The sequence below is a fragment of the Streptomyces poonensis genome (assembly GCF_014650915.1).
Taxonomy (GTDB): Bacteria; Actinomycetota; Actinomycetes; order Streptomycetales; family Streptomycetaceae; genus Streptomyces; species Streptomyces poonensis.
Window position 1 is genome coordinate 485,507 of record NZ_BMVW01000003.1, and the last position, 19,502, is coordinate 505,008.

The following is a 19,502-nucleotide window of genomic DNA, read 5'->3' on the forward strand; positions in this document are numbered from 1 at the left end:
CTGATACCCGGGTCTCATTATTCGGCATGAGCGCGTACGGTTCCTTCAGTGCCTCGCGCGGCGTTCCACTGCGCGGGGCTCCGTACACGAGGAGGGGATCGGTCATGTCGGAGGCACGGGAGACCGCCGTCTACACGCACGGGCACCACGAGTCGGTGCTGCGCTCGCACACCTGGCGGACGGCCGCCAACTCGGCGGCCTACCTCGTCGGTTCGCTCAAGCCCCACATGAGGATCCTGGACATCGGCTGCGGGCCGGGCACCATCACCGCGGACCTGGCCGAACTGGTCCCGGACGGGCACGTCACCGGCATCGACCGCGCCCCGGGCGTCCTGGAGCAGGCCCGGTCCGCGGCCGCGGCACGGGGCCTGGACAACATCGAGTTCGCGGTCGCGGACGTGCACGCGCTGCCGTACCCGGACGACACGTTCTGCGTGGTCCACGCCCACCAGGTGCTGCAGCACGTGGGCGACCCGGTGGCGGCGCTGCGCGAGATGGCCCGGGTGACCAAGCCGGGCGGGTTCGTGGCGGCCCGTGACTCGGACTACGAGGCGATGACGTGGTTCCCCCACACGCCGGGCCTGGACGGCTGGCTGGACCTGTACCGGCGGGTCGCCCGCGCCAACGGCGGCGAGCCGGACGCGGGGCGCCGGCTGCGCTCCTGGGCGCTGGCTGCCGGGCTCACCGACATCACGGCCACGTCCGGCACCTGGACCTTCGCCACCGCCGAGGAGCGGGCCTGGTGGAGCGGACTGTGGGCGGACCGGACACTGGCGTCCGCGTACGCGGAGCGCGCCACCGGGGGCGGTCACGCGACTCCGGAGGAACTGCGGGCGGTGTCCGGGGCGTGGCGGGAGTGGGGGGAGCAGGAGGACGGCTGGTTCTCCGTACTGCACGGGGAGATCCTGTGCCGCAAATGAAACGGCGATGAAATAGCCGGGTGATGCCTGATTCAAGGTTTTCGGGTCACACGTAGAGCAGGAGGTGTCATCATGGTTCCCCTTTTGCTCGTACTGCTTCTGGCCGTGATTCTGTTCGGCGCCGGATTCGCATTGAAGGCGCTCTGGTGGATCGCCGCGATCGTCCTCGTGGTCTGGCTGCTCGGATTCCTGATGCGGAGCACGAGCGCATCGGGGACACGGGGTCGCTGGTACCGCTGGTAACCGGCGACATGGCCGATGGGCCCCGCCCTGACGGCAACAGGGCGGGGCCCATCGCTTTGCGACAGCGGTCGTCAGTCCCGGGGCAGCAACGGCCCCAGCGGCCCGAGGTCCAGGTTCAGGTCCTCGGGCCGCAGTCCGTAGCGCTCTCGCAGCTCGGTCATGCGGTCGTCGAGCAGCATCAGGGTGAGGCCGATCCGCTCCTCCTGGTCCTCGGTCAGGCCACCCGTCTCGAAGCGGCGCACCGCCTGGCGCTCCATGAGCTGGCGCAGCAGCTCGACGACGGTCAGCACGAGCTTGACGAGGTCGCGCTCCACCGTGTCGGGTTCGAACTCCAGCCGGTTCCCGCCGTCGGTCCTGGGGCCGGTCACGGGGCCTCCTCCCACGGCGGGGGAACGTTCTCGTTCACCGAGCTGATCAGCGCGTTCAGGTCGATACGGACCAGGTCGACGTCCGCGATGCGCAGGGTGAGGTCGCCGGTGATGACGACACCGCCCGCGAGCAGCCGGTCGAGCAGATCGACGAGGGCGACCTCACGCCGCTCCACGACCGTCACGCCGGTCCCTCCCCGCCGGACTCTCCGGACTCCCCGGTGAAGGAATAGGGCGCCCACGGGCCGGTGAGTTCGACCCGAAGCCCGGGAGTGTCGTCCTTAGCGTCTTTCGTACCGTCCACGAGTTCCACGAATTCCTCCGATTCCCCGCGCGGCACCAGATAGGCGGCGTTCATCACGTTCCGGCCGGCGGCACCGGAGAGCGCGGAATCCTGCGGTGCGTGCAGCCGGAAATCCTCGGCACGGCCGGAGAGCGCTTCGTGCAGCCCTTGCGCGAACGTCTCGGCGTTCTGCCACATCTCGTCGCGCGACCGCGTCCGCATACGTCGCTGCCGCAGATACTCCCGGCCCGACACGGCCTTCGCGGACGGCTTCTCCGGTACGGCGGTCCCGGCGTCGAGATACACCTTGACGCCCCACTCGACCCTCCCCTCCAGCCGGTCGAGGGTGCGCCGGAAACCGTCCTCACGCGCCTCGATCATCGTCCGTACGCCGCTGTCGTCCCGGAAGACGGTGCCCAGCCGGAGCGGCAGCGGCGTGGTGACGGTGGTCAGCGCGTCGATCACGCCCTGGTGGGCGCGGGCGGTCGCGCTCAGCCAGTCCAGATCCTCCAAATGGGCCCGGAGCGGCTCCTCCGCGAAGTCGCACTCGGGCACCTCGCTGAGCACGGCGATCAGCCCGTGATGGGACAGGAGCTTCGGCGGCACGCCCGCCACGCCCGTCAGCTGCGACTGGAGCGCGGCGTCGAAGGGACGGCAGACGGCGTAGACATAGCGCAGACCGGTCGTCATGACGGCTCCTCACTGACGCGGCCACGCTCCAGGGAGGGATCCTCCTGGCCGCGGCCGCGCTCCAACTCGGCGAGGTGCGCGCGCAGCTCGGCGTTCTCGCGGGCGAGTTCGTCGCGGTGCGCGCGCGAGGACAGGGCGGGATCGGTCTCCCACCAGTCGATGCCCATCTCCTTCGCCTTGTCGACGGAGGCGACGATCAGGCGGAGCTTGATGGTGAGCAGCTCGATGTCGAGCAGGTTGATGCGGATGTCCCCCGCGATCACGAGCCCCTTGTCGAGGACGCGCTCGAGGATGTCGGCGAGGTTGGCGCCGCTGCTCTGGCCGTACGGCTCCGGGACTCTGCCCCCGCTCGGGAACGTCATCGCCGGTCCCCGGCTACGGCGGCACGGTCCCCGTCCTCTTCCTCTTCCTCGTCCTCATACTCGTCGTACTGGTCCTCGTCCTCGTCCTCGTACTCGCCCTCGTACTCGTCCTCCGGAGCGTCCGGGGCGTCCTCGGGGTCCTTCCCGGAAGCCCGCTCCGGCTCCTCGTACTCCTGCTCGGGTTCCTCGTAGGACTCCTCGGGCTCCTCGGAGTCCTCGGGTTCCTCGTACTCCTGGTCCCCGTACTCGCCGGACTCCTCGCCCTCCTCGTACTCACCCTCCTCCGCGGGCCCCTCGTACGCGTCGGACGCCTCGGACTCCTCGGACCGCTCTTCCCCGGTCTCCTCCGTCTCCTCGGGCTCCTCGGGCTCCTCGGGCTCCTCGGGCTCCCCGGACTCCGCCCGCTGTTCCTCGGCGACGGCGTCCTCGTGGGTGCGGACGACCTCGCCGTCGCGGATCTCACCGCGCCAGCCGTCCTCCGCCTCACCGCGCAGCATGATGAAACGGGCGAAGTTCTTCAGGTCCAGACGGGTTCGGCGGCCCTGGGCGCGCCAGATGTTGCCGGTCTTCTCGAACAGGCCCTTCGGGTAGTACTCGATGACCAGGATCACGCGCGTGAGGTTCTCGGCGAGCTCGTGGAAGGAGACCACGCCCTTCGTGGTGCCCTTCGCGCCCTCCGAGGTCCACACGATCCGGTCGTCCGGCGCCTGCTCGGTGGTGTGCGCCTTCCAGCTGCGGCTGGACCAGAAGATCTTCATCTGCCAGTCGGAGTGCGTGTCGTCTGCGCGGCTCGCGCTCTTCACGCCCTTGGCGAAGGTGCTGAAGGTCTGGTACTGGGTCCACTGGTCGTACGCGGTGCGCACGGACACGCCGACGTCGATGGACTCGATGATGACGGTGGGCTTCTGGCCCGCACCGCCCTTGCGCTTGCCCTTGCCGCCGCCGAGGTTCTTCAGCGCGCCCACCACGTTGTCCTTGGCGCGCGAGGCGCCGATCTCCACGGCGCTGCGCAGGGGGCCCTTGCCCTCGGCGAGCTTGCGGCCGCCCTCGAGCGCGAGCTTGGCGAAGCCCGGGCTGTTGCCCTCGGCGATGTCGTTCAGCTTGCCGGTCGTCTCGCCGAGCTTCCGGCCGACGCCGGCCAGCAGGCGCTGTGCCTGGACGGCGAGGTACTCCTGCACCTCCGCCTTCAGGCGGTCGGCCGCCTCACTGCCGGCCAGACCGGACAGACCGGCCGGCGGACTGTCCTTGGCCTGGTCCGCGGCCCCGCCCAGCCCGGAACGGAGGGTCTCGGTCATCGGTCACCGCCTCCCTTCGGGGACCGGGCGGTGCGGACACCGCGAGCGGTCTCCCCGGCCACGGCCGTCTTCTTCGCCGCCGTCTTCTTGGCGGGGACCTTCTTCGCGGCGGCCTTCTTGGCGGGGGCCTTGGCGGGGGCCTTCTTGGCCGTCTTCTTCACGGCGGCCGCCTTCTTCGCGGGGGCCTCGCCGGCCTCCGCCGCCTTCCTGGCCGCGCCCCGTCCGGCGGACGGCTTCCCGGACGCGGCCTTCTTCGCCGGCGCCCTGGCGGCGCGGGGCCGCCGCTCCGGCTCCTCCTCCGGTTCCTCGTCCGGCTCCTCCTCGCGGTCGTCGCGGTCGTCGCGGACCTCACGGTCGTCGTACGCGTCGTCCTCGTACCGCTCGTCGTCCTCGTCCTGCTCGTCCTCGTACCGCTCGTCCTTCTCGCCACCGCGGCCCGGAACGTTCCCTGTCACTCCGGCGAGCTGGTCGCGCACCTGGGCGGTCCTGCCGTGCAGCCGGTCGGCCAGCCCTTCGATCTGCCGCTCGACCAGCGCTCCGGAGGCCGCCTTGCCGACACCGCGCAGGTCCTCGCGGAGCTGGTCCCCGATCTCCTTGAACTGCGGGTTGTTCTGCAGTTGCTGGGAGACCAGGTCCGCGATCCCCCGCGGGCTCAGGTTCATCCGCTTGCCCGCCACCATGGTGCCGACGGCGAACGCCAGCTTCATCTTCTTGGTCCGCCCGAGCAGATATCCGGCCCCGACGGCCAGGCCCAGTCCCAGTCGATTCATCCTGTCGTCCCGTTGCCCGTTCCCGCGCCCCTGCGCGCGCTCTCCTCCAGCCGGTCCAGGAGCACGTCCTCCTGCCGGTCGAACTCCTCCTCGCTGATCTCGCCCGCCTCGAGCAGCTGCTCGAGGCGGGCGAGCTCGGCCCGGACGGCGGCCGGGTCGTAGTACTGGCGCTCGGCCTCGGCGAGTACCTGCCGTACCGCCCAGAGGCTGCCGCGCACGGGTGCGAACGGCAGCAGCAGCACCTCACCGATCAGTCCCATGCCATCCGTCCTCACCCGTGCCCGCGATCCGGGCCCGTACGGTCGTCGCCGTCACTGACACGTTCCGCCGTCGCTCACGTTCCGCCGTCGCTCACGCCCTCGCCTCCGCCGGCTCGGACGGTGCCGGCTCGACGAAGCTGTAGGGCGGCAGCGGCCCGTTGACCCGCACGTCCAGGTGCGGATTGCCCTCGCGGACCCGTTCGACGGCGGCGAGGAACTCCTCCGCCTTCTCCCGGTCCACGAGGAACGACAGGTTGGCGAGCCAGCCGGTGGACTCGGGGCCCACGCTCTCGGCCGCGGCGGCCGTCTCCAGCGCCTGCCGCAGCACCGCCGCGTCCTCGCCCTCCCGGGCCTGCACCGCGCCCGCCACCATCTCGCCGAGCCGCAGCTTGTCCTCGTAACTCCCGCCGCCCGCCTGCCGGTTGGACTCGACGAGGGCGCGCAGCTCCGGGTTGTCGGACATCACGCGGTGCAGCACGGCCTCCTGGTCGTGGCTGGCCTTGACGTTGTACTCGACCTTGCCGTCCAGGGCCTGGAGCCGCTCCAGGTAGTGCTCGGCACGTTCGGCGAGCACACCGGTGACGGCCGCGTCGTCCGGGGCCACGCTGCCGAACCGCATGGGCAGCACGGCGCCGCCGGCGCCCGCCTCGCTCAGCACGTTCTGGTGGGCGAGCAGGTCCTTGCGCTTGGGGCGCAGGTCCTCGGGTGCGTCGCTCACGATGGCGGCCAGCTCGCCCTCCTGAAGGACGCGCACGGGCCGGGCCGGGGTGCCGACGCCGCCCATGTCCTTGGGGAGCGCGGGGTGCGAACGCGCCGCGATGCCGTAGACGTACGTGGTCACTCCTCGTCCTCCCTCTTGCGCGCGGTGGCCTTGCGGGCACGCGGCCGCGACTCGGACTGCCCCTCGCCGCGGGCCTGCTGGAAGGCGTCCGAGATCGTCTGGGCGGCACCGGACAGGGCACCCTTGGACTTGCCGCGCGCACCCGACTCGGTGATCTCGCCGACGATGTCGGGCAGCCCGGGGCTCTTGCGCGGCCCGGACTCCAGGTCGAGGCGGTTGCACGCCTCGGCGAAACGCAGATACGTGTCGACGCTCGCGACGACGACACGGACGTCGATCTTCAGAATCTCAATGCCGACGAGGGAGACCCGTACGAAGGCGTCGATGACAAGCCCTCGGTCGAGGACGAGCTCCAGGACGTCGTACAGGCCGCTGCTGCCGCCTCCTCCGCCGGTCTGCTGTGCAGGAACCACGGTCATGCCGGCCGGTCCTCCTTGTCTGTGATGGACGGTGCGGGACGGCGGCCTACCGGCCGCCGGGCCTATGTGCGTCGGCCCTCCCGCGTTCGTAACGGCGGACGCGCCGGTAGCCGGTGAGCTCGCCGTTCGGGTCGAGTTCGACCAGATAGCTCGCCATCAGGCTCATCGTGTCGGGGACCCGGGCCAGTTCCAGGACCTCGACCTCCAACGCCCAGCCGTCCTCGGTCTGTTCGAAGGACGACACGGACTCGGGCACCATGCCGGTCAGCTCCGTGAGCTGGGAGCGCGCGTGGCGCAGCACCTCCATCGGGCTGAGCCGGGCGTCCGCCGCCCTCCGTGTGTCCTCCGATGTGCTGTTGCCCTTGCGGGACTCGGGTGAGTTGCGTGTCTTCGGTGAATTCGATGCATTCGATGTGTTCGACATGGCCACCTCGAACACCGGGTGCTCACAAGTGGGTTGACCAAACCTGCGGGCAAGCGTGTACCGGCCACGCGGTGCGCGGCGCACCGCGTGGCCGGTTTCCCCGGCGCCGGTTCTAGGCGCGCAGCGCGTTCAGGCGCCGTCGCGCGGGGCCGAGTGCGCGGCCCCGGTTCGCCAGCCCTGCCCAGGGGTCGGTCCGCGCCTGGTCGACGGCGTCGGCGACGGTCCAGCGACGGGCGCCGAGCGCCGGGTCGTCCAGCTGCTCCCAGGTGAACGGGGTGGCGACGGGCGCGCCCGGCCGGGCGCGCACGGTGTAGGGGGCGACGGCGGTCTGCGCGTAGGCGTTGCGCTGGACGTCGAGGTAGAGCCGGTCGCCCCGGTCCTTCTTGCGGGCGGCGGTGGTGAGCCGGTCGGGACGCCGTGCGGCGAGCACCTCGGCGACGTCCTTGGCGAACGCCCGCACACCGTCGAAGTCGTCGTCGCCCCTGAGCGGGACCACGACGTGCACCCCGCGCGAGCCCGTCGTCATCGGCCCGGACGGCAGTTCCAGCTCACCGAGCAGTTCGCCGAGGTCGTGGGCGGCCTGCCGGACCTGCTCGAAGTCGTCCGCGCCCGGGTCGAGGTCGAACACCAGCCGGTCGGGGACATCGGGCCGGGCGGCCCGGGAGAGCCAGCGGTGCAGGGTGATGCAGGCCTGGTCGGCGAGGTACACGAGGGTGGCCGTGTCCTCGCACACGACGTGGCGGACGGTGCCGCCCTCCTTGGTCATCTCCACCCGCCGGATCCAGTCCGGGTAGTGCTCGGAGGCGTTCTTCTGCATGAACCGGGGCCCGTCGGTCCCGTCCGGGTGCCGCTCCAGCATCAGGGGCCGTCCCCGCAGCTGGGGCAGCAGATACGGGGCGACGGCACGGTAGTACGCGACGAGGTCCGCCTTGGTGTACTCCTTGTGCTCCTCGCCATGTCCGCCGCCGGGGAAGAGCACCTTGTCCGGCCGGTGGAGCTCCACGGTGCGCCGGCCGGCCCGCACCGTACGCGCGCTGGGCATCCTCAACTCCCTTCACTGACAGCAGACTTGGTGACGGGCGGGCTCAGGGGACCACCGCCTGCTCCACCAGCAGCCGGGCCGCCGCCGCGATCGACTCGGCGTCGATGCCCGCGGCGTGCAGCTGCTCCTCGGGCGTGGCCGAGCCCGGCATCGTCCGCACGGCCAGGCGCACCAGGCGCGGTACGGGGCGCCCGTCGGCGAAGGCGTCGAGGACCGCGTCGCCGAGGCCGCCCTCCTCCCGGTGGTCCTCGACCGTGATCAGGCAGCCGGTCTGCTCGGCGGCCTCGCGCAGGGTGGCGCGGTCGATGGGCTTGACCGAGTACAGGTCGATCACCCGGACCCGGATGCCCTCGCGGTCGAGCGCGTCGGCGGCGGCGAGGACCTCGGGGACGGTGACACCGGCGGCGACCAGCGTCAGCCGGTCCCGCCCGGAGGAGCGCAGCACCTTGCTGCCGCCGATCGGGAACTCCTCGTCGGGACCGTAGATCACCGGGGTCTTGCCGCGCGAGGTGCGCAGATAGCGGATGCCCTCGTGGTCGGCCATGGCGGCGACGAGCTTGGCCGTCTGGCCCGCGTCGCACGGGTACAGCACGGTGGAGCCGTGCACCGAGCGGAACATCGCGAGGTCCTCCAGGCCCATCTGCGAGGGCCCGTCCTGGCCGATGGCGACGCCCGCGTGCGAGCCGACCAGGTTGATGCCCGCTCCGCTGACGGCGGCCATGCGCACGAAGTCGTGGGCGCGGGTGAGGAACGCGGCGAACGTGGACGCGTACGGCACCCAGCCGCGCGCCGCGAGCCCGACCGCGTTCGCGACCATCTGCTGCTCGGCGATGTAGCACTCGAAGAACCGCTCGGGGTGTTCCTTGGCGAAGTACTCGGCGCGGGTGGAGTCACTGACCTCGCCGTCGAGGGCGACGATGTCGCCGCGTCCGCTGCCGAGGGCGGCGAGGGCCTGGCCGTAGGCGTCGCGTGTGGCGACCTCGTCGCCGGTCTGGAAGGGCGGGAGCTGAAGATGACCGGCGCGGGCGGCGTGCATCACGCGCGCGGCGGGCGGTTTGCGCACCTCGACGCGCAGGTCGCGGATGCCGCCCAGCTCCTCGATCGCCTCGTCGGCGTCCTTGACCGGCTTGCCGTGCAGGCCCTCCCGGTCCTCGGTGGCCGCGACGCCCTTGCCCTTGAGGGTGCGGGCGAGGATCACGGTGGGCTGGCCGAGGGTCGAGGCGGCCTCGCCGTACGCGCGGTCGACGGCGTCCACGTCATGGCCGTCGATCTCCACGGTGTGCCAGCCGAAGGCCGCGAACCGGCGGGCGTACGCGTCCAGGTCGTGCCCGTGCCGGGTCGGGCCGCGCTGGCCGAGCCGGTTGACGTCGACGATCGCGGTGAGGTTGTCGAGGTGCTCGAACGAGGCATGCTCGGCCGCCTCCCAGATGGAGCCCTCCGCGAGTTCGCTGTCGCCGCACAGCACCCACACGCGGTAGCCGGTACGGTCCAGCCGCTTGCCGGCCAGCGCCATGCCGACGCCGACGGGCAGCCCCTGGCCGAGCGAGCCGGTGGCGGTCTCCACCCACGGCAGCCGCCGCGGGGTGGGGTGCCCTTCGAGGCGGCTGCCGAGCTTGCGGAAGGTCAGCAGCTCGTCGTCGTCGATCGCGCCGACCGCCTTGTACGCGGCGTACAGCAGCGGTGAGGCATGGCCCTTGGAGAGCACGAACCGGTCGTTGCCGGGGTGGTCGGGGCGCTCGAAGTCGTAGCGGAAGTGCCGGGCGAGCAGGACGGCCATCAGCTCGGCGGCCGACATGGAGGAGGTGGGGTGCCCGGAGCCCGCCGCCGCGGCGGCGCGGACGCTGTCGACGCGCAACTGCTGGGCGAGTTCGGACAGCTGGTGGTCGGTCACGGTGACGTCGTTCCTTCCCTCGTCGCTCATGCGCCCTCCTTGCCGTCCGGCCGCCGGGACACGTCCGGGCCGTCGTCCGTGATCTTGACCGGTCCCGGTTTGTCCCCGGCGTCGGGCGCACCCGGCTGGTCCGCGGTCCGCGCGGGGCCCCCGGACATCTCCGCCGGTCCGGGCTTGGCGGGCTCCTGCTGCGCCTGCTGCGCTCCTCCAGTGCCCTCGTCCTGCGGCTTGCCATCGGCCTTGGCCCGCGGTTTCTCCGGGCCGCCCGGCACCCGCGCCACCTCGGGCGAGGCGGTGTCCAGCGGCACCGACCAGGACCGTACGAGCCCCAGCTGCACGGCCTGTCGCGGCAGTACGGCGTCCAGAACCCAGTCGGCGGCCACCCGGATGCGGTTGCCGGGCATCGCGGCGAGGTGGTAGCCGCGGGTGACCGCGCCGGCCAACGGACCGGACAGATGCACGCCCAGCGGGTTGGCTGCGGCCTTCACCCCGCCCAGGTCGACGACGAAGCCCAGGTCCTTGTGGCGGTAGGGGCGCCGGGTGCCGACGCCGAGCGAGGCGGCCACGTTGTGCCCGGCCACCTTGCCCTGCCGCCAGGCGTGCTGGGCCGTCATCGGGTGGTACTTGCCGGGGTTCTCCAGGTCGGGCACGGCGGCCGCGTCACCGGCGGCGTACACGTCGGGGTGGCCGGGCACCTGGAGCGAGGGCTCGACGAGCAGCCGGCCGCGCTCCATCGGCAGCCCGAGGGAGGCGGCGAGCGGGTCGGGCCGGACGCCGACGCACCACACCACCGTGCGGGTGTCGACGAACTCGCCGTCGGTCAGCAGCACTCCGGTGCGCGTCGCCTCCTTCACGGAGACGCCCATCCGCACCTCGACGCCCCGCTGCCGCAGCACCTGGTCCGAGGTGCGCGACAGCCGCTCGTCCAGCTCCGGCAGCACCCGGTCGGCGATGTCCAGCAGGATCCAGCGGGGGCGGATGTCCTTCGTCAACGGGTGCTGGCGCACCAGTTCGTCGGTGAACAGCTGCCCCTGGGCCGCGACCTCGGTACCGGTGTACCCGGCGCCGACCACCACGAAGGTGCAGCGCGCAGCGCAGGTCTTGGGGTCGTCGTCGGTGGCCGCGAGCTCGATCTGGCGGATGATGTGGTCGCGCTGGTACAGCGCCTCGGGCAGCCCGCGGAAGCCGTGCGCGTGCTCGGCGACGCCCGGAATGGGCAGCAGCTTGTTGACGCTGCCCGCGGCCAGCACCAGCCGGTCGTACGGGAGCGTGCCGACCTCGCCCTCCGGGCCCGTGTACTGCACGGTCCGCCCCTCGAGGTCGATGCTGTCGGCCTCGCCGAGCACCAGGCGGACGTGACTGAGGGTGCCGGTGAGCGAGATGGTGACACGGCGCGGTTCCAGGATGCCGGCGGCGACCTGGGGCAGCAGGGGCAGATAGAGGAAGTGGTCGGTCGGGTTGAGCACGGTGACGTCGGCCTTGCCGCGGCTCAGCCGCGACAGGGTGCGGGCCGTCTGGTAGCCGGCGAAGCCGGCTCCGACGATGACGATGCGGGGTCGACTCACGGTTCGCCTCCGGCAGTGGTCGCGTACGGGTCTCGGTCATGGGTCCGCGTACGGGGCGCCACTGAAGCGACCGTACGCACACGTGTCCCGCGTACGGCACACGTACGGGTCTTCCGCGTCCCCCTGGCCGGGGCGCCCAAACGCATGGTTTCCCGGCGTTTCGCGCTCGCGGGGCGGGGTTACCCGGGACGGCGACCGGTCCGGTCGCATGTCGCGGAGGTGCTCCCAATGCCCGAGTACGGCTACTTCCTGGCGACGGAGGAATGGGGGCCGGCGGATCTGATCGAACAGGCGCGGATGGCCGAGCAGGCCGGTTTCCAGTGTCTGTGGATCTCCGACCACTACCATCCGTGGAACCGCCACCAGGGCCAGAGCCCGTTCGTGTGGTCGGTGATCGGCGCTCTCTCGGAGGCCGTGTCGCTGCCCGTCGAGACGGCGGTGACCTGCCCGACCGTACGCATTCATCCGGCGGTGCTGGCGCAGGCCGCGGCGACGAGCGCGGTGCTGACGGGCGGCCGCTTCCGGCTCGGCGTCGGCACGGGCGAGGCACTGAACGAGCACATCCTCGGCGGGCCCTGGCCGCCGTCGTACGTCCGCCTGGAGATGCTGGAAGAAGCCATCCAGGTGATGCGGCGCCTGTTCACCGGGGAGACGGTCAACCACCGCGGCACCCACTACACGGTGGACAACGCCCGCCTCTACACCGTCCCGGACGAGTCCGTCCCGATCGACATCTCCGGCTTCGGCCCCAAGGCGACGGCGCTCGCGGCGCGCATCGGGGACGGCTACATCACGATGGCGCCCGACGAGGCGCTGGTGACCCAGTACCGCAAGGGCGGCGGGGGCGCCAAGCTCGTGAGCGGCGGCACCAAGGTGTGCTACGGCACGGACCGCGACGAGGCCGTCCGCACGGTGCGCCGGCTCTGGTACAACGAGCTGCTCCCCGGCGAGCTGGGACAGGTGCTGCCCATGCCCCGCCACTTCGAGCAGGTGGCACCGCTCGTCACCGAGGAGATGGTGCGCGAGGACATGGTGTGCGGAGACGACGCCGACGAGCACGTCACGGCCCTCGGCGCCTTCGCCGAGGCGGGCTTCGACCGGGTGTACGTCAACCAGATCGGCCCCGACCAGCGCGGCTTCTTCGACTTCTACCGGACGAAGGTGCTGCCGCAGTTGCAGCGGGGTGAGCTCTGATGCCGGTGCGGCCCGTCGTCCGCGGCGGCTCGTCACCACGACACCGGGAATGCCGCGCGTGGGGTGCGCTGTGAAGCTGCAGCGCCCGGCGGTCTCCGTCTACACGGTGCCGACCGACGCGCCCGAGGCGGACGGCACCCTGTCCTGGGACACCACGACCATCGTCGTCGCCGAGGTCACGGCCGGCCCCAGCACCGGCACGGGCTGGACGTACGGCCCCGCCGCGATCGCGGAGGTGCTGGACGAGCAGCTCGGCCCGGTCGTCACGGGCCTGGACGCGTTCGACATCCCGGCGGCGCACGACGCGATGTGCCGGGCGATGCGGGACACGGGCCGCGCCGGGCTGGTGTCCCGCGCGATCTCGGCGGTCGACCTCGCGTTATGGGACCTGAAGGCCCGGCTCCTCGAGGTGCCGCTGGCCCGGCTGCTGGGCCTGGCCCGGGAGACGGTCCCGGTCTACGGCAGCGGCGGATTCACGACCTACCACGACACCCATCTCGCCGCACAGCTGGGCGGCTGGGTGCACGGACAGGGCATCCCGCGCGTCAAGATCAAGATCGGGGAGGACTGGGGCCGGGCGGTCTCCCGTGACCTCTCCCGGGTCCGCTCCGCCCGCCAGGTCATCGGCGCGCGGGCCGAGCTGTACGTCGACGCGAACGGCGCCTACAACCGCAAGCAGGCGGTCCGCGTGGGCCGGGTGCTGTCCGACCACGGCGTGGGCCTGTTCGAGGAGCCGGTGTCGTCGGACGACCTGACGGGTCTGCGGATGGCCCGCGACGCCCTGGTGTGCGACGTGGCGGCGGGCGAGTACGGCTACGACCTGCCGTACTTCGCCCGGATGACCGCGGCCGGCGCGGTCGACTGCCTCCAGGTGGACGCCACCCGGTGCGGCGGCCTCACCGAGTTCCTGCGCGCGGCGGCCCTGGCCCAGGCGCACGGGCTGGAGATCTCGGCCCACTGCGCCCCGCACGCACACGCCGCCGTGGCCGCCTCGGTGCCCAACCTCCGGCACATCGAGTGGTTCCACGACCATGTACGGATCGAGTCGATGTTCTTCGACGGCGCGCTGGACCCGACGGGCGGTGCCGTCCGCCCCACGGCGGGCGTGGGCCATGGCCTGACGCTGCGTACGGAGGACATCAAGGACTACCGGACGGGCTGACTCACGGTTCCCTGAAGTGCGGTGCCTCGGGGTCGGCCGGACCCGGGGGCGGCGTCGTCCCCGTGCCGGGGGCGCCGGGAACAGGGCCGCCGTCCTTGCCCGGCGCTCCGGTCAGGCGTCCCGCCGTACCGGAGACATCGGGCGCGACGCGCGGCTTCGGCGGAACGGCCGGGCCCCGGCCGTCGGAGGGCGTCCCGGGGACCGGAACCCCACCGGCGCCCGGACCACCCGCCGCGGGACGGGCCGCGGCCGGCCGTGCCGCGCTGCGCAGCGCGTACGCGACGGCGCCGAGCACGGCCCCCGTGATCAGCGCGGCGGCCCAGCCGGGCAGGCCCAGCGCGAGCGCCAGACCGAGGGCGAGCGCCAGCGCGGCGCCCGCGTACAGCGCCGCCGCGCCGGACGCCGCGTAGAGCGCGGCCGTGCGGCGCTGCTTGCGCGTCTGCTCGCGCAGTTCGTCGCGCACGGTCTCACGGGCCACCTGTGCCAGCTCGTCGACCAGGTGCCTGTCCAGATGTTCCAGGTGAGCCAGACGTTTCATGTGGCGCGAGTACCCCCGTCCGAAGGCCCGTAACGCCGCGGCGCGCGTAACGCGGCCGGCCCCGGGTACCCGCCCCGCCCGTACGACTTCCATCCACAGCAGGAGCCGGAGAAGAGGGAAACGGGATGACCGAACGCACCGACGTCGTGGAGCTGTTGAAGGCTCAGCACACCCGGATCCGCAACCTGCTCGACGAGGTGATGGCGGCCAAGGGCGAGCAACGGAAGGAGCACTTCCACGAGCTCGTCCGCCTCCTCGCGGTGCACGAGACCGCGGAGGAAGAGGTCGTCCACCCCTTCGCCCGCAAGAACATCGAGAACGGCGAGCTCGTGGTCAACGACCGGATCCGGGAGGAGGAGCGGGCCAAGGAGGTGCTGTCGCGCCTCGACGACATGGACACCGACTCCTCCCAGTTCATGCAGCAGTTCAAGGAGCTGCGGCAGAACGTGCTGGACCACGCCGAGGCCGAGGAGAAGTACGAGTTCGCGCAGTTCAGCAAGATCGCGGACCGTACCAAACTGGAGAACATGGCCCGCGCGGTGAAGGCCGCCGAGGCCGTCGCGCCGACCCGCCCGCACCCGGGCGCCGACACCGCCGTGAAGAACCTGGCGGTGGGGCCGGTCGCGGCCGTCATCGACCGCACGCGTGACGCGATCCGCAAGGCGATGGGCTGACAGGTGGCCCGGGGCCGGCCGGAGGGGGAGAGCGTGTGGGGTCCCGCGGGATCCCGTGGAAACGATCTCCTTCCCGGCCGGTCCCAACTACGCTCGACGGCATGGAGATTCTGGGAGCCACGCTGCGCATCTGCGTCGACGACCTGGAGACCACGGTCCCCTTCTACGAACGGCTCGCCGGCAGCCGGGCGCTGCGCTTCGAACGCGGCGGCGTCCAGGTGGCCGCGGTCGGCTGCTTCCTCCTGATGAGCGGCCCCGAGGCCGAACTGGAGGTGCTCCGCAAGGTCGCCGCGACCATCGCCGTCAAGGACGTGGAGGAGGCCCACCAGGTGCTCACCGCGTCCGGCGCCCGTGTCCTCGCGGGCCCGGTGGCGACACCCGTGGGCCGCAACCTCATCGCCATGCACCCGGACGGCTCGGTGTACGAGTACGTGGACCGCCGGGCGGCCGACGCCTGAGACGGACCGGGCGGACCGGCCGGTGCCCGGTGCGAGCGGTCAGGGCGTGTCCGCCCGGTACTCCAGCTGGTCCTCCGCGAAGTCGTCCTCGTCGCGGATCCGTACCGCGTCCTCCTCCGCCGACAGCCCGTGCGTCGATCCTTCCTGGGAGTAGACGTCCTGCTCACGCGGCCGGTCGGGGTCCGGCTCGTCGTACAGCAGCCCGGCCCGCTCCTCGGGCGGGCCCGGCGGAACGGTGGGGTCGGGTTCCGGTTCCTCCTCCGCCAGCCGTTCGTCCAGCGACTCGCCCTCCCGGGCCTCGTTCGCGGTGGTGCCGTGTGCCATGGCTGCCGTGGGCTCGTCCCCGGGCACGGACTCCTGCTGCGGGTCCGATGACCACTGCTGTTCCGGTGTGCCGTCCTGCAGATCCGGAATGCCCTCGTCCTCAGGGTCGGCCCCGGGATCGTGCGGCCTGCGGCTCATGCTGTCCGCCTCCTTCCGTCGCTGCCTGCGGTCGGCCTTACGACCTGCCGGGTTCCCCGTCGCGGGCGGCTCAGTCGGCGCAGCCGGAGAAGATCGCCACGATTCGGCGCGGGTGCCTTGTGAGGGCCGGGGTCACCGGGGCATGTCCGCCGTGAGCGCCCACCGCTGGTGGTCCCGCCAGGCCCCGTCGATGAAGAGGAAGGCGGGCGAGAACCCCTCCAGCCGGAACCCGCAGCGCCGGGCCAGCGCGATGGACGCGGCGTTGCCGGGCTGCACGTTGATCTCCAGCCGGTGCAGGCCCAGCACGGTGAAGGCGTGGTCGAGGACGAGTCGCAGCCCCTCGGTCATCAGCCCCCGCCCCGCGGCGTGCGCGAAGGCCCCGTACCCGAGGGCCCCGCACAGGAAGGCGCCCTCGACGATGTTGTTGATGTTGATGAACCCGGCGATGCCCCCGCCGTCCTTCTCGCAGACGAGGAACCCGGCCTTCGTCGGGTCCTCGATCAGCCGCCCCGCGTAGGCGGTGTACGCGGTGACGTTGTCGGGCGGGAACAGCCACGGGTGGTGCAGGTCCTTGCTCTCCCGCGCCCGTGCGGTGAACTCGGCGCCGTCGTGGAGGGTGAAGTGCCGGATGCCGACGCCGGGTCCTTCGGCGAGACAGGCGTTTCCAGGAGCGAGCATCCCGTCACAGTACGCGGCCGGGACGCCGAGACACGGCCCGCCTCAGACCAGCGCCGGTTCGTCCAGCGTCAGGGTGCCCTCCCCCGCGTCCAGTTCCGCCGTCACCCCGAAGGGAACGGTCAGCGCCCCTTCCCCGTGCCCGAACCCGAGCTCCTCCACGACCGGCACCCCGAGCCCGCCCAGCCGGTCGGCGAGCAGGGTCCGCACCTCGCTGTACGGGGCGCAGTCCGCCCAGGAGCCGAGGACGACTCCGGCGACGCCGTCGAGCCAGCCCGCGCGCAGCAGCTGGGTGAGGTAGCGGTCCAGGCGGTACGTGTCCTCGCCGACGTCCTCCAGGCAGAGCAGTCCGCCGCGTGCGGAGGGCCGGGCGTGCGGGGTGCCCAGCTCGGCCGCGAGGAGGCTGAGGCAGCCGCCGAGCAGGACGCCCCGGGCCCGCCCGGGCACCAGCGCCGCCGCCCGGCCGGCGGTGATGGTCCGTACCGTCTCCGGTGCGAAGAGGGTGGCCCGCAGATGGTCCTGCGCCCGCGCGTTCTTGAGGAAGTCGACGCCCGCGGCCATCGGTCCGTGCAGCGTCACGACCCCGGCCCGGACGGCGAGCGCCTCGTGCAGCGCGGTGATGTCGCTGAACCCGACGAACACCTTGGGTCCCGCGGCCCGTATCGCGTCCCAGTCGAGCAGATCCACCATCCGCTGCACCCCGTAGCCGCCGCGGGCGCACAGCACCGCGTCGACGTCCGGGTCGCACCAGGCGGCCTGGAGGTCGGCCGCCCGGTCGGCGTCGGTGCCCGCGAGATAGCCGAACTCGGGGTGCCGGCCGAGGACATGGGGCGCCACGACGGGGTCGAGGTCCCAGCCGCGGAGGATGTCGAGTCCGGCGCTCAGCCGCTCCTCGGGGACCGGGCCGCTGGGCGCGACGACGGCGACGCGTGCGCCGGGGGCGAGACGGGCGGGCCGGGTGAGCGGCCCGAGCGGGGCGGTCGCTGTCACTTGGTGAGCTCCAGGGTGGGGATGCCGGGCGGGTTGAGGCCGAAGACCAGCGCGTACAGGGAGAGTTCGGACTCCAGCACCCGCACCATCGTGTCGGCCCGCCGGAAGCCGTGCCCCTCCCCCTCGAACGTCATGTACGCGTGCGATACCCGCCGTCCCTCCATCCGGGCCAGGAACCTCTCGCACTGCGCGGGCGGGCAGATCACGTCGTCGAGCCCCTGGAGCAGCAGGAACGGAGCGGTGATCCGGTCGGCGTGCTCGGCGGGCGACCGTTCCGCGTACCGGCCGGGCACCTCGGCGAGCGGCCCGACCAGCGTCTCCAGGTACTGCGACTCGAAGTCATGGGTCTCCCCCGAGCCCCAGCCGGTGAGGTCGAGGATCGGGTAGAGGATCGTGCCGCAGGCGTAGACGTCGGTCGAGGCGAGCGACGCGGCGGTGGTCCAGCCGCCGGCGCTGCCGCCGCGGATCGCGAGCCGGCCGCGGTCGGCGGTGCCCTCGTCGGCGAGCGCGAGCGCGACGGCCGCGCAGTCCTCGACGTCCACGACGCCCCACTGCTCGCGCAGCCGGTTGCGGTACGCCCGCCCGTGCCCGGTCGAACCGCCGTAGTTGACCTCGGCGACGCCGATGCCGCGCGAGGTGAAGTAGGCGATCGCCAGGTCGAGGACGAGGGGTGCACGGCTGGTGGGGCCGCCGTGCGCCCAGATCACGTACGGCGGCAGCTCGTCGTCGGGCGCCACGTGGCCGGGGTGGTGCGGGGGGTAGATGTGCGCGTGGATCTCCCGTCCGTCGGGGCCGGTGAAGGTGCGCATCTGCGGTTCGGGGTAGTACGCCGGGTCGACGGGGTCGTCGTGGGCGTCCCCGACGACGCGCGCGTGGCCGGTGCGGGCGTCCAGTTCGACGACCTCGTACGCGCTGCGGGGGCTCGCTCCGACGCCGAGGATCCGGGTGCCGTGCACGGCGAGCGTGGGCTCGTACTCGGTCCACGGCCCGGCCGCGTCGACGACCTCGCCGCTCTCCGGGTCGAGGATGCCCAGACAGGTGGTGCCCCGCCCGTGCACGACGGCGATCAGCCCGCTGTCCAGCGGCGCGAACCAGCGCCACCCGAGCTTCCACAGCGGCCCGCCGAACTCCTCCTCGCGCGGGCACAGGGCCCGCTCGCGGCCCTGCGGGTCCCTCCTGTACAGGTTCCACCAGCCGGTACGGTCACTGCTGTACAGGAGCGTGCCGTCGGCGGCCCAGTCGGCCTGCGCGACGGACTCCTCCGGTCCTCCGGCGACCGTGCGCGGCTCCCCGAACGTGCCGTCCCCGGTCACCTCCGCGACCAGCAGCTCCGTGCCGTCCCAGGGCATCCGCGGATGGTCCCAGGCGAGCCAGGCCGCGCGCCGCCCGTCGGGCGAGAGCCGGGCCCCGGTCACGAAGCGGTGACCGGCGCCGGTCAGCTCCCGTACGGCGTCCCGGTCGCCGGCCGCCGATCCGTCCAGCGGCACCGCGGCGAGGACGCGCCGTACGTCCGTGGGCCCGTCCCCGGTGAACTCCTCCAGCACGCACCACACCTCGTCCCGGTCGAGCCGCAGCCGCGGTTCCGCCCAGCGCAGTCCGCCGCCCACCGGGGACACCGGAGTGAGCGGCCGGGGTACACCGCCGGGCTCGTACCGGTAGAGCCGCTGGTCGGCGAAGTTCACGAAGACCACCAGCGGTCCGTCCACCCGCGCGGCGCCCGCCCAGGGGTGCCCGCCGTACTCCATGACCCGGCTGCGCACGTTCCACGGCGCGGGCAGCACCGTCTCCTCCGTGCCGTCGGGTGTGCGCCGGACCAGGGTGCGCCGGCCGCCCTCGGTGGGCCGGGGCTCGGTCCACCACGCCTCTTCCCCGACGAAGCCCACGAACTCGGCACGCCCGTCGTGCCGGGCGGCGAGCGACGCGTCGATCGGAGAGGGCCACGAACCGTACGCCAGGGTCTGCACCTCGTCCCCCAT

The 19,502-nt window shown here is 72.5% G+C and carries 24 protein-coding genes; 6 read left to right on the forward strand and 18 right to left on the reverse strand.

Annotated elements, in window-relative coordinates; translation table 11 throughout:
• The first annotated feature begins 104 nt into the window (after positions 1-104).
• Both IE242_RS12125 and IE242_RS12130 read left to right on the forward strand, forming a co-directional pair.
• A complete protein-coding gene (locus IE242_RS12125) occupies positions 105-920 on the forward strand; it encodes a methyltransferase domain-containing protein (protein ID WP_189858247.1) in 816 nt (271 codons plus the stop codon).
• A gap of 72 nt (positions 921-992) precedes the next feature.
• Positions 993-1,163, forward strand: coding sequence for a hydrophobic protein (locus tag IE242_RS12130; protein ID WP_189858249.1), 171 nt, complete (start codon positions 993-995; stop codon positions 1,161-1,163).
• Between the two features lie 71 nt (positions 1,164-1,234).
• On the opposite strand, the gene IE242_RS12135 is transcribed toward IE242_RS12130, so the two are convergent.
• The 13 genes from IE242_RS12135 to IE242_RS12195 all read right to left on the reverse strand — a co-directional run bounded on the left by IE242_RS12135 (position 1,235) and on the right by IE242_RS12195 (position 11,373).
• Positions 1,235-1,531: a gas vesicle protein K gene (locus IE242_RS12135; RefSeq protein WP_189858251.1), complete on the reverse strand. Its 297-nt coding sequence runs from the start codon at positions 1,529-1,531 to the stop codon at positions 1,235-1,237.
• Entirely contained in the window at positions 1,528-1,716 is a 189-nt protein-coding gene (locus tag IE242_RS12140; protein WP_189858252.1) for a gas vesicle protein, read from the reverse strand. The genes IE242_RS12135 and IE242_RS12140 overlap by 4 nt, the downstream gene beginning before the upstream one ends.
• Positions 1,713-2,504: a GvpL/GvpF family gas vesicle protein gene (locus IE242_RS12145; RefSeq protein WP_189858254.1), complete on the reverse strand. Its 792-nt coding sequence runs from the start codon at positions 2,502-2,504 to the stop codon at positions 1,713-1,715. Before IE242_RS12145 ends, IE242_RS12140 begins: the two co-directional genes overlap by 4 nt.
• Entirely contained in the window at positions 2,501-2,866 is a 366-nt protein-coding gene (locus tag IE242_RS12150; protein WP_189858256.1) for a gas vesicle protein, read from the reverse strand. The genes IE242_RS12145 and IE242_RS12150 overlap by 4 nt, the downstream gene beginning before the upstream one ends.
• Positions 2,863-4,161: an SRPBCC family protein gene (locus tag IE242_RS12155; RefSeq protein ID WP_189858258.1), complete on the reverse strand. Its 1,299-nt coding sequence runs from the start codon at positions 4,159-4,161 to the stop codon at positions 2,863-2,865. The genes IE242_RS12150 and IE242_RS12155 overlap by 4 nt, the downstream gene beginning before the upstream one ends.
• Entirely contained in the window at positions 4,158-4,931 is a 774-nt protein-coding gene (locus tag IE242_RS12160; protein WP_189858260.1) for a DNA primase, read from the reverse strand. The genes IE242_RS12155 and IE242_RS12160 overlap by 4 nt, the downstream gene beginning before the upstream one ends.
• Entirely contained in the window at positions 4,928-5,191 is a 264-nt protein-coding gene (locus IE242_RS12165) for a gas vesicle protein GvpG (protein ID WP_189858262.1), read from the reverse strand. The genes IE242_RS12160 and IE242_RS12165 overlap by 4 nt, the downstream gene beginning before the upstream one ends.
• A 91-nt stretch (positions 5,192-5,282) precedes the next feature.
• Entirely contained in the window at positions 5,283-6,032 is a 750-nt protein-coding gene (locus IE242_RS12170) for a GvpL/GvpF family gas vesicle protein (RefSeq protein WP_189858263.1), read from the reverse strand.
• A complete protein-coding gene (locus IE242_RS12175; protein ID WP_189858265.1) occupies positions 6,029-6,451 on the reverse strand; it encodes a gas vesicle structural protein GvpA in 423 nt (140 codons plus the stop codon). Before IE242_RS12175 ends, IE242_RS12170 begins: the two co-directional genes overlap by 4 nt.
• 46 nt (positions 6,452-6,497) lie before the next feature.
• Positions 6,498-6,875: a gas vesicle protein GvpO gene (locus IE242_RS12180; protein ID WP_189858267.1), complete on the reverse strand. Its 378-nt coding sequence runs from the start codon at positions 6,873-6,875 to the stop codon at positions 6,498-6,500.
• 112 nt (positions 6,876-6,987) lie between these two features.
• Positions 6,988-7,917, reverse strand: a complete 930-nt coding sequence (gene ligD / locus IE242_RS12185) for a non-homologous end-joining DNA ligase (protein WP_189858269.1) — start codon at positions 7,915-7,917, stop codon at positions 6,988-6,990.
• A gap of 43 nt (positions 7,918-7,960) precedes the next feature.
• Complete coding sequence (locus IE242_RS12190; RefSeq protein ID WP_373299509.1) at positions 7,961-9,838, reverse strand: transketolase; 1,878 nt, start codon at positions 9,836-9,838, stop codon at positions 7,961-7,963.
• Positions 9,835-11,373 carry an NAD(P)/FAD-dependent oxidoreductase gene (locus tag IE242_RS12195; protein ID WP_189858270.1) on the reverse strand — a complete coding sequence of 513 codons (1,539 nt, stop codon included), beginning with the start codon at positions 11,371-11,373 and terminating at the stop codon, positions 9,835-9,837. The genes IE242_RS12190 and IE242_RS12195 overlap by 4 nt, the downstream gene beginning before the upstream one ends.
• Positions 11,374-11,601: 228 nt before the next feature.
• Between IE242_RS12195 and IE242_RS12200 the strand changes: the two genes are divergently transcribed.
• The gene (locus IE242_RS12200) at positions 11,602-12,567 is read left to right on the forward strand and encodes an LLM class F420-dependent oxidoreductase (protein ID WP_189858272.1); all 966 of its coding nucleotides are present in this window, start codon (positions 11,602-11,604) and stop codon (positions 12,565-12,567) included.
• Positions 12,568-12,637: 70 nt separating this feature from the next.
• Positions 12,638-13,729 carry an enolase C-terminal domain-like protein gene (locus tag IE242_RS12205; RefSeq protein WP_189858274.1) on the forward strand — a complete coding sequence of 364 codons (1,092 nt, stop codon included), beginning with the start codon at positions 12,638-12,640 and terminating at the stop codon, positions 13,727-13,729.
• 1 nt (position 13,730) lies between these two features.
• Here the strand turns inward: IE242_RS12205 and IE242_RS12210 are convergent, their stop codons facing one another.
• Complete coding sequence (locus IE242_RS12210) at positions 13,731-14,267, reverse strand: phage holin family protein (RefSeq protein ID WP_189858276.1); 537 nt, start codon at positions 14,265-14,267, stop codon at positions 13,731-13,733.
• 125 nt (positions 14,268-14,392) lie between these two features.
• Between IE242_RS12210 and IE242_RS12215 the strand changes: the two genes are divergently transcribed.
• Together IE242_RS12215 and IE242_RS12220 are read left to right on the forward strand one after the other, a co-directional pair.
• Complete coding sequence (locus IE242_RS12215; protein WP_189858278.1) at positions 14,393-14,941, forward strand: hemerythrin domain-containing protein; 549 nt, start codon at positions 14,393-14,395, stop codon at positions 14,939-14,941.
• 101 nt (positions 14,942-15,042) lie between these two features.
• Positions 15,043-15,399, forward strand: a complete 357-nt coding sequence (locus IE242_RS12220; protein WP_189858280.1) for a VOC family protein — start codon at positions 15,043-15,045, stop codon at positions 15,397-15,399.
• Positions 15,400-15,438: 39 nt separating this feature from the next.
• Here IE242_RS12220 and IE242_RS12225 read toward each other — a convergent pair whose 3' ends face one another.
• The 4 genes from IE242_RS12225 to IE242_RS12240 all read right to left on the reverse strand — a co-directional run bounded on the left by IE242_RS12225 (position 15,439) and on the right by IE242_RS12240 (position 19,502).
• A complete protein-coding gene (locus tag IE242_RS12225; RefSeq protein ID WP_189858282.1) occupies positions 15,439-15,861 on the reverse strand; it encodes a DUF5709 domain-containing protein in 423 nt (140 codons plus the stop codon).
• A 132-nt stretch (positions 15,862-15,993) separates the two neighbouring features.
• On the reverse strand, positions 15,994-16,539 hold the full coding sequence (locus IE242_RS12230; protein WP_189858284.1) for a GNAT family N-acetyltransferase: 546 nt from the start codon (positions 16,537-16,539) through the stop codon (positions 15,994-15,996).
• A 42-nt stretch (positions 16,540-16,581) separates the two neighbouring features.
• Positions 16,582-17,526 carry a S66 peptidase family protein gene (locus IE242_RS12235; protein WP_189858286.1) on the reverse strand — a complete coding sequence of 315 codons (945 nt, stop codon included), beginning with the start codon at positions 17,524-17,526 and terminating at the stop codon, positions 16,582-16,584.
• Positions 17,523-19,502, reverse strand: a complete 1,980-nt coding sequence (locus IE242_RS12240) for a S9 family peptidase (RefSeq protein WP_189858288.1) — start codon at positions 19,500-19,502, stop codon at positions 17,523-17,525. The genes IE242_RS12235 and IE242_RS12240 overlap by 4 nt, the downstream gene beginning before the upstream one ends.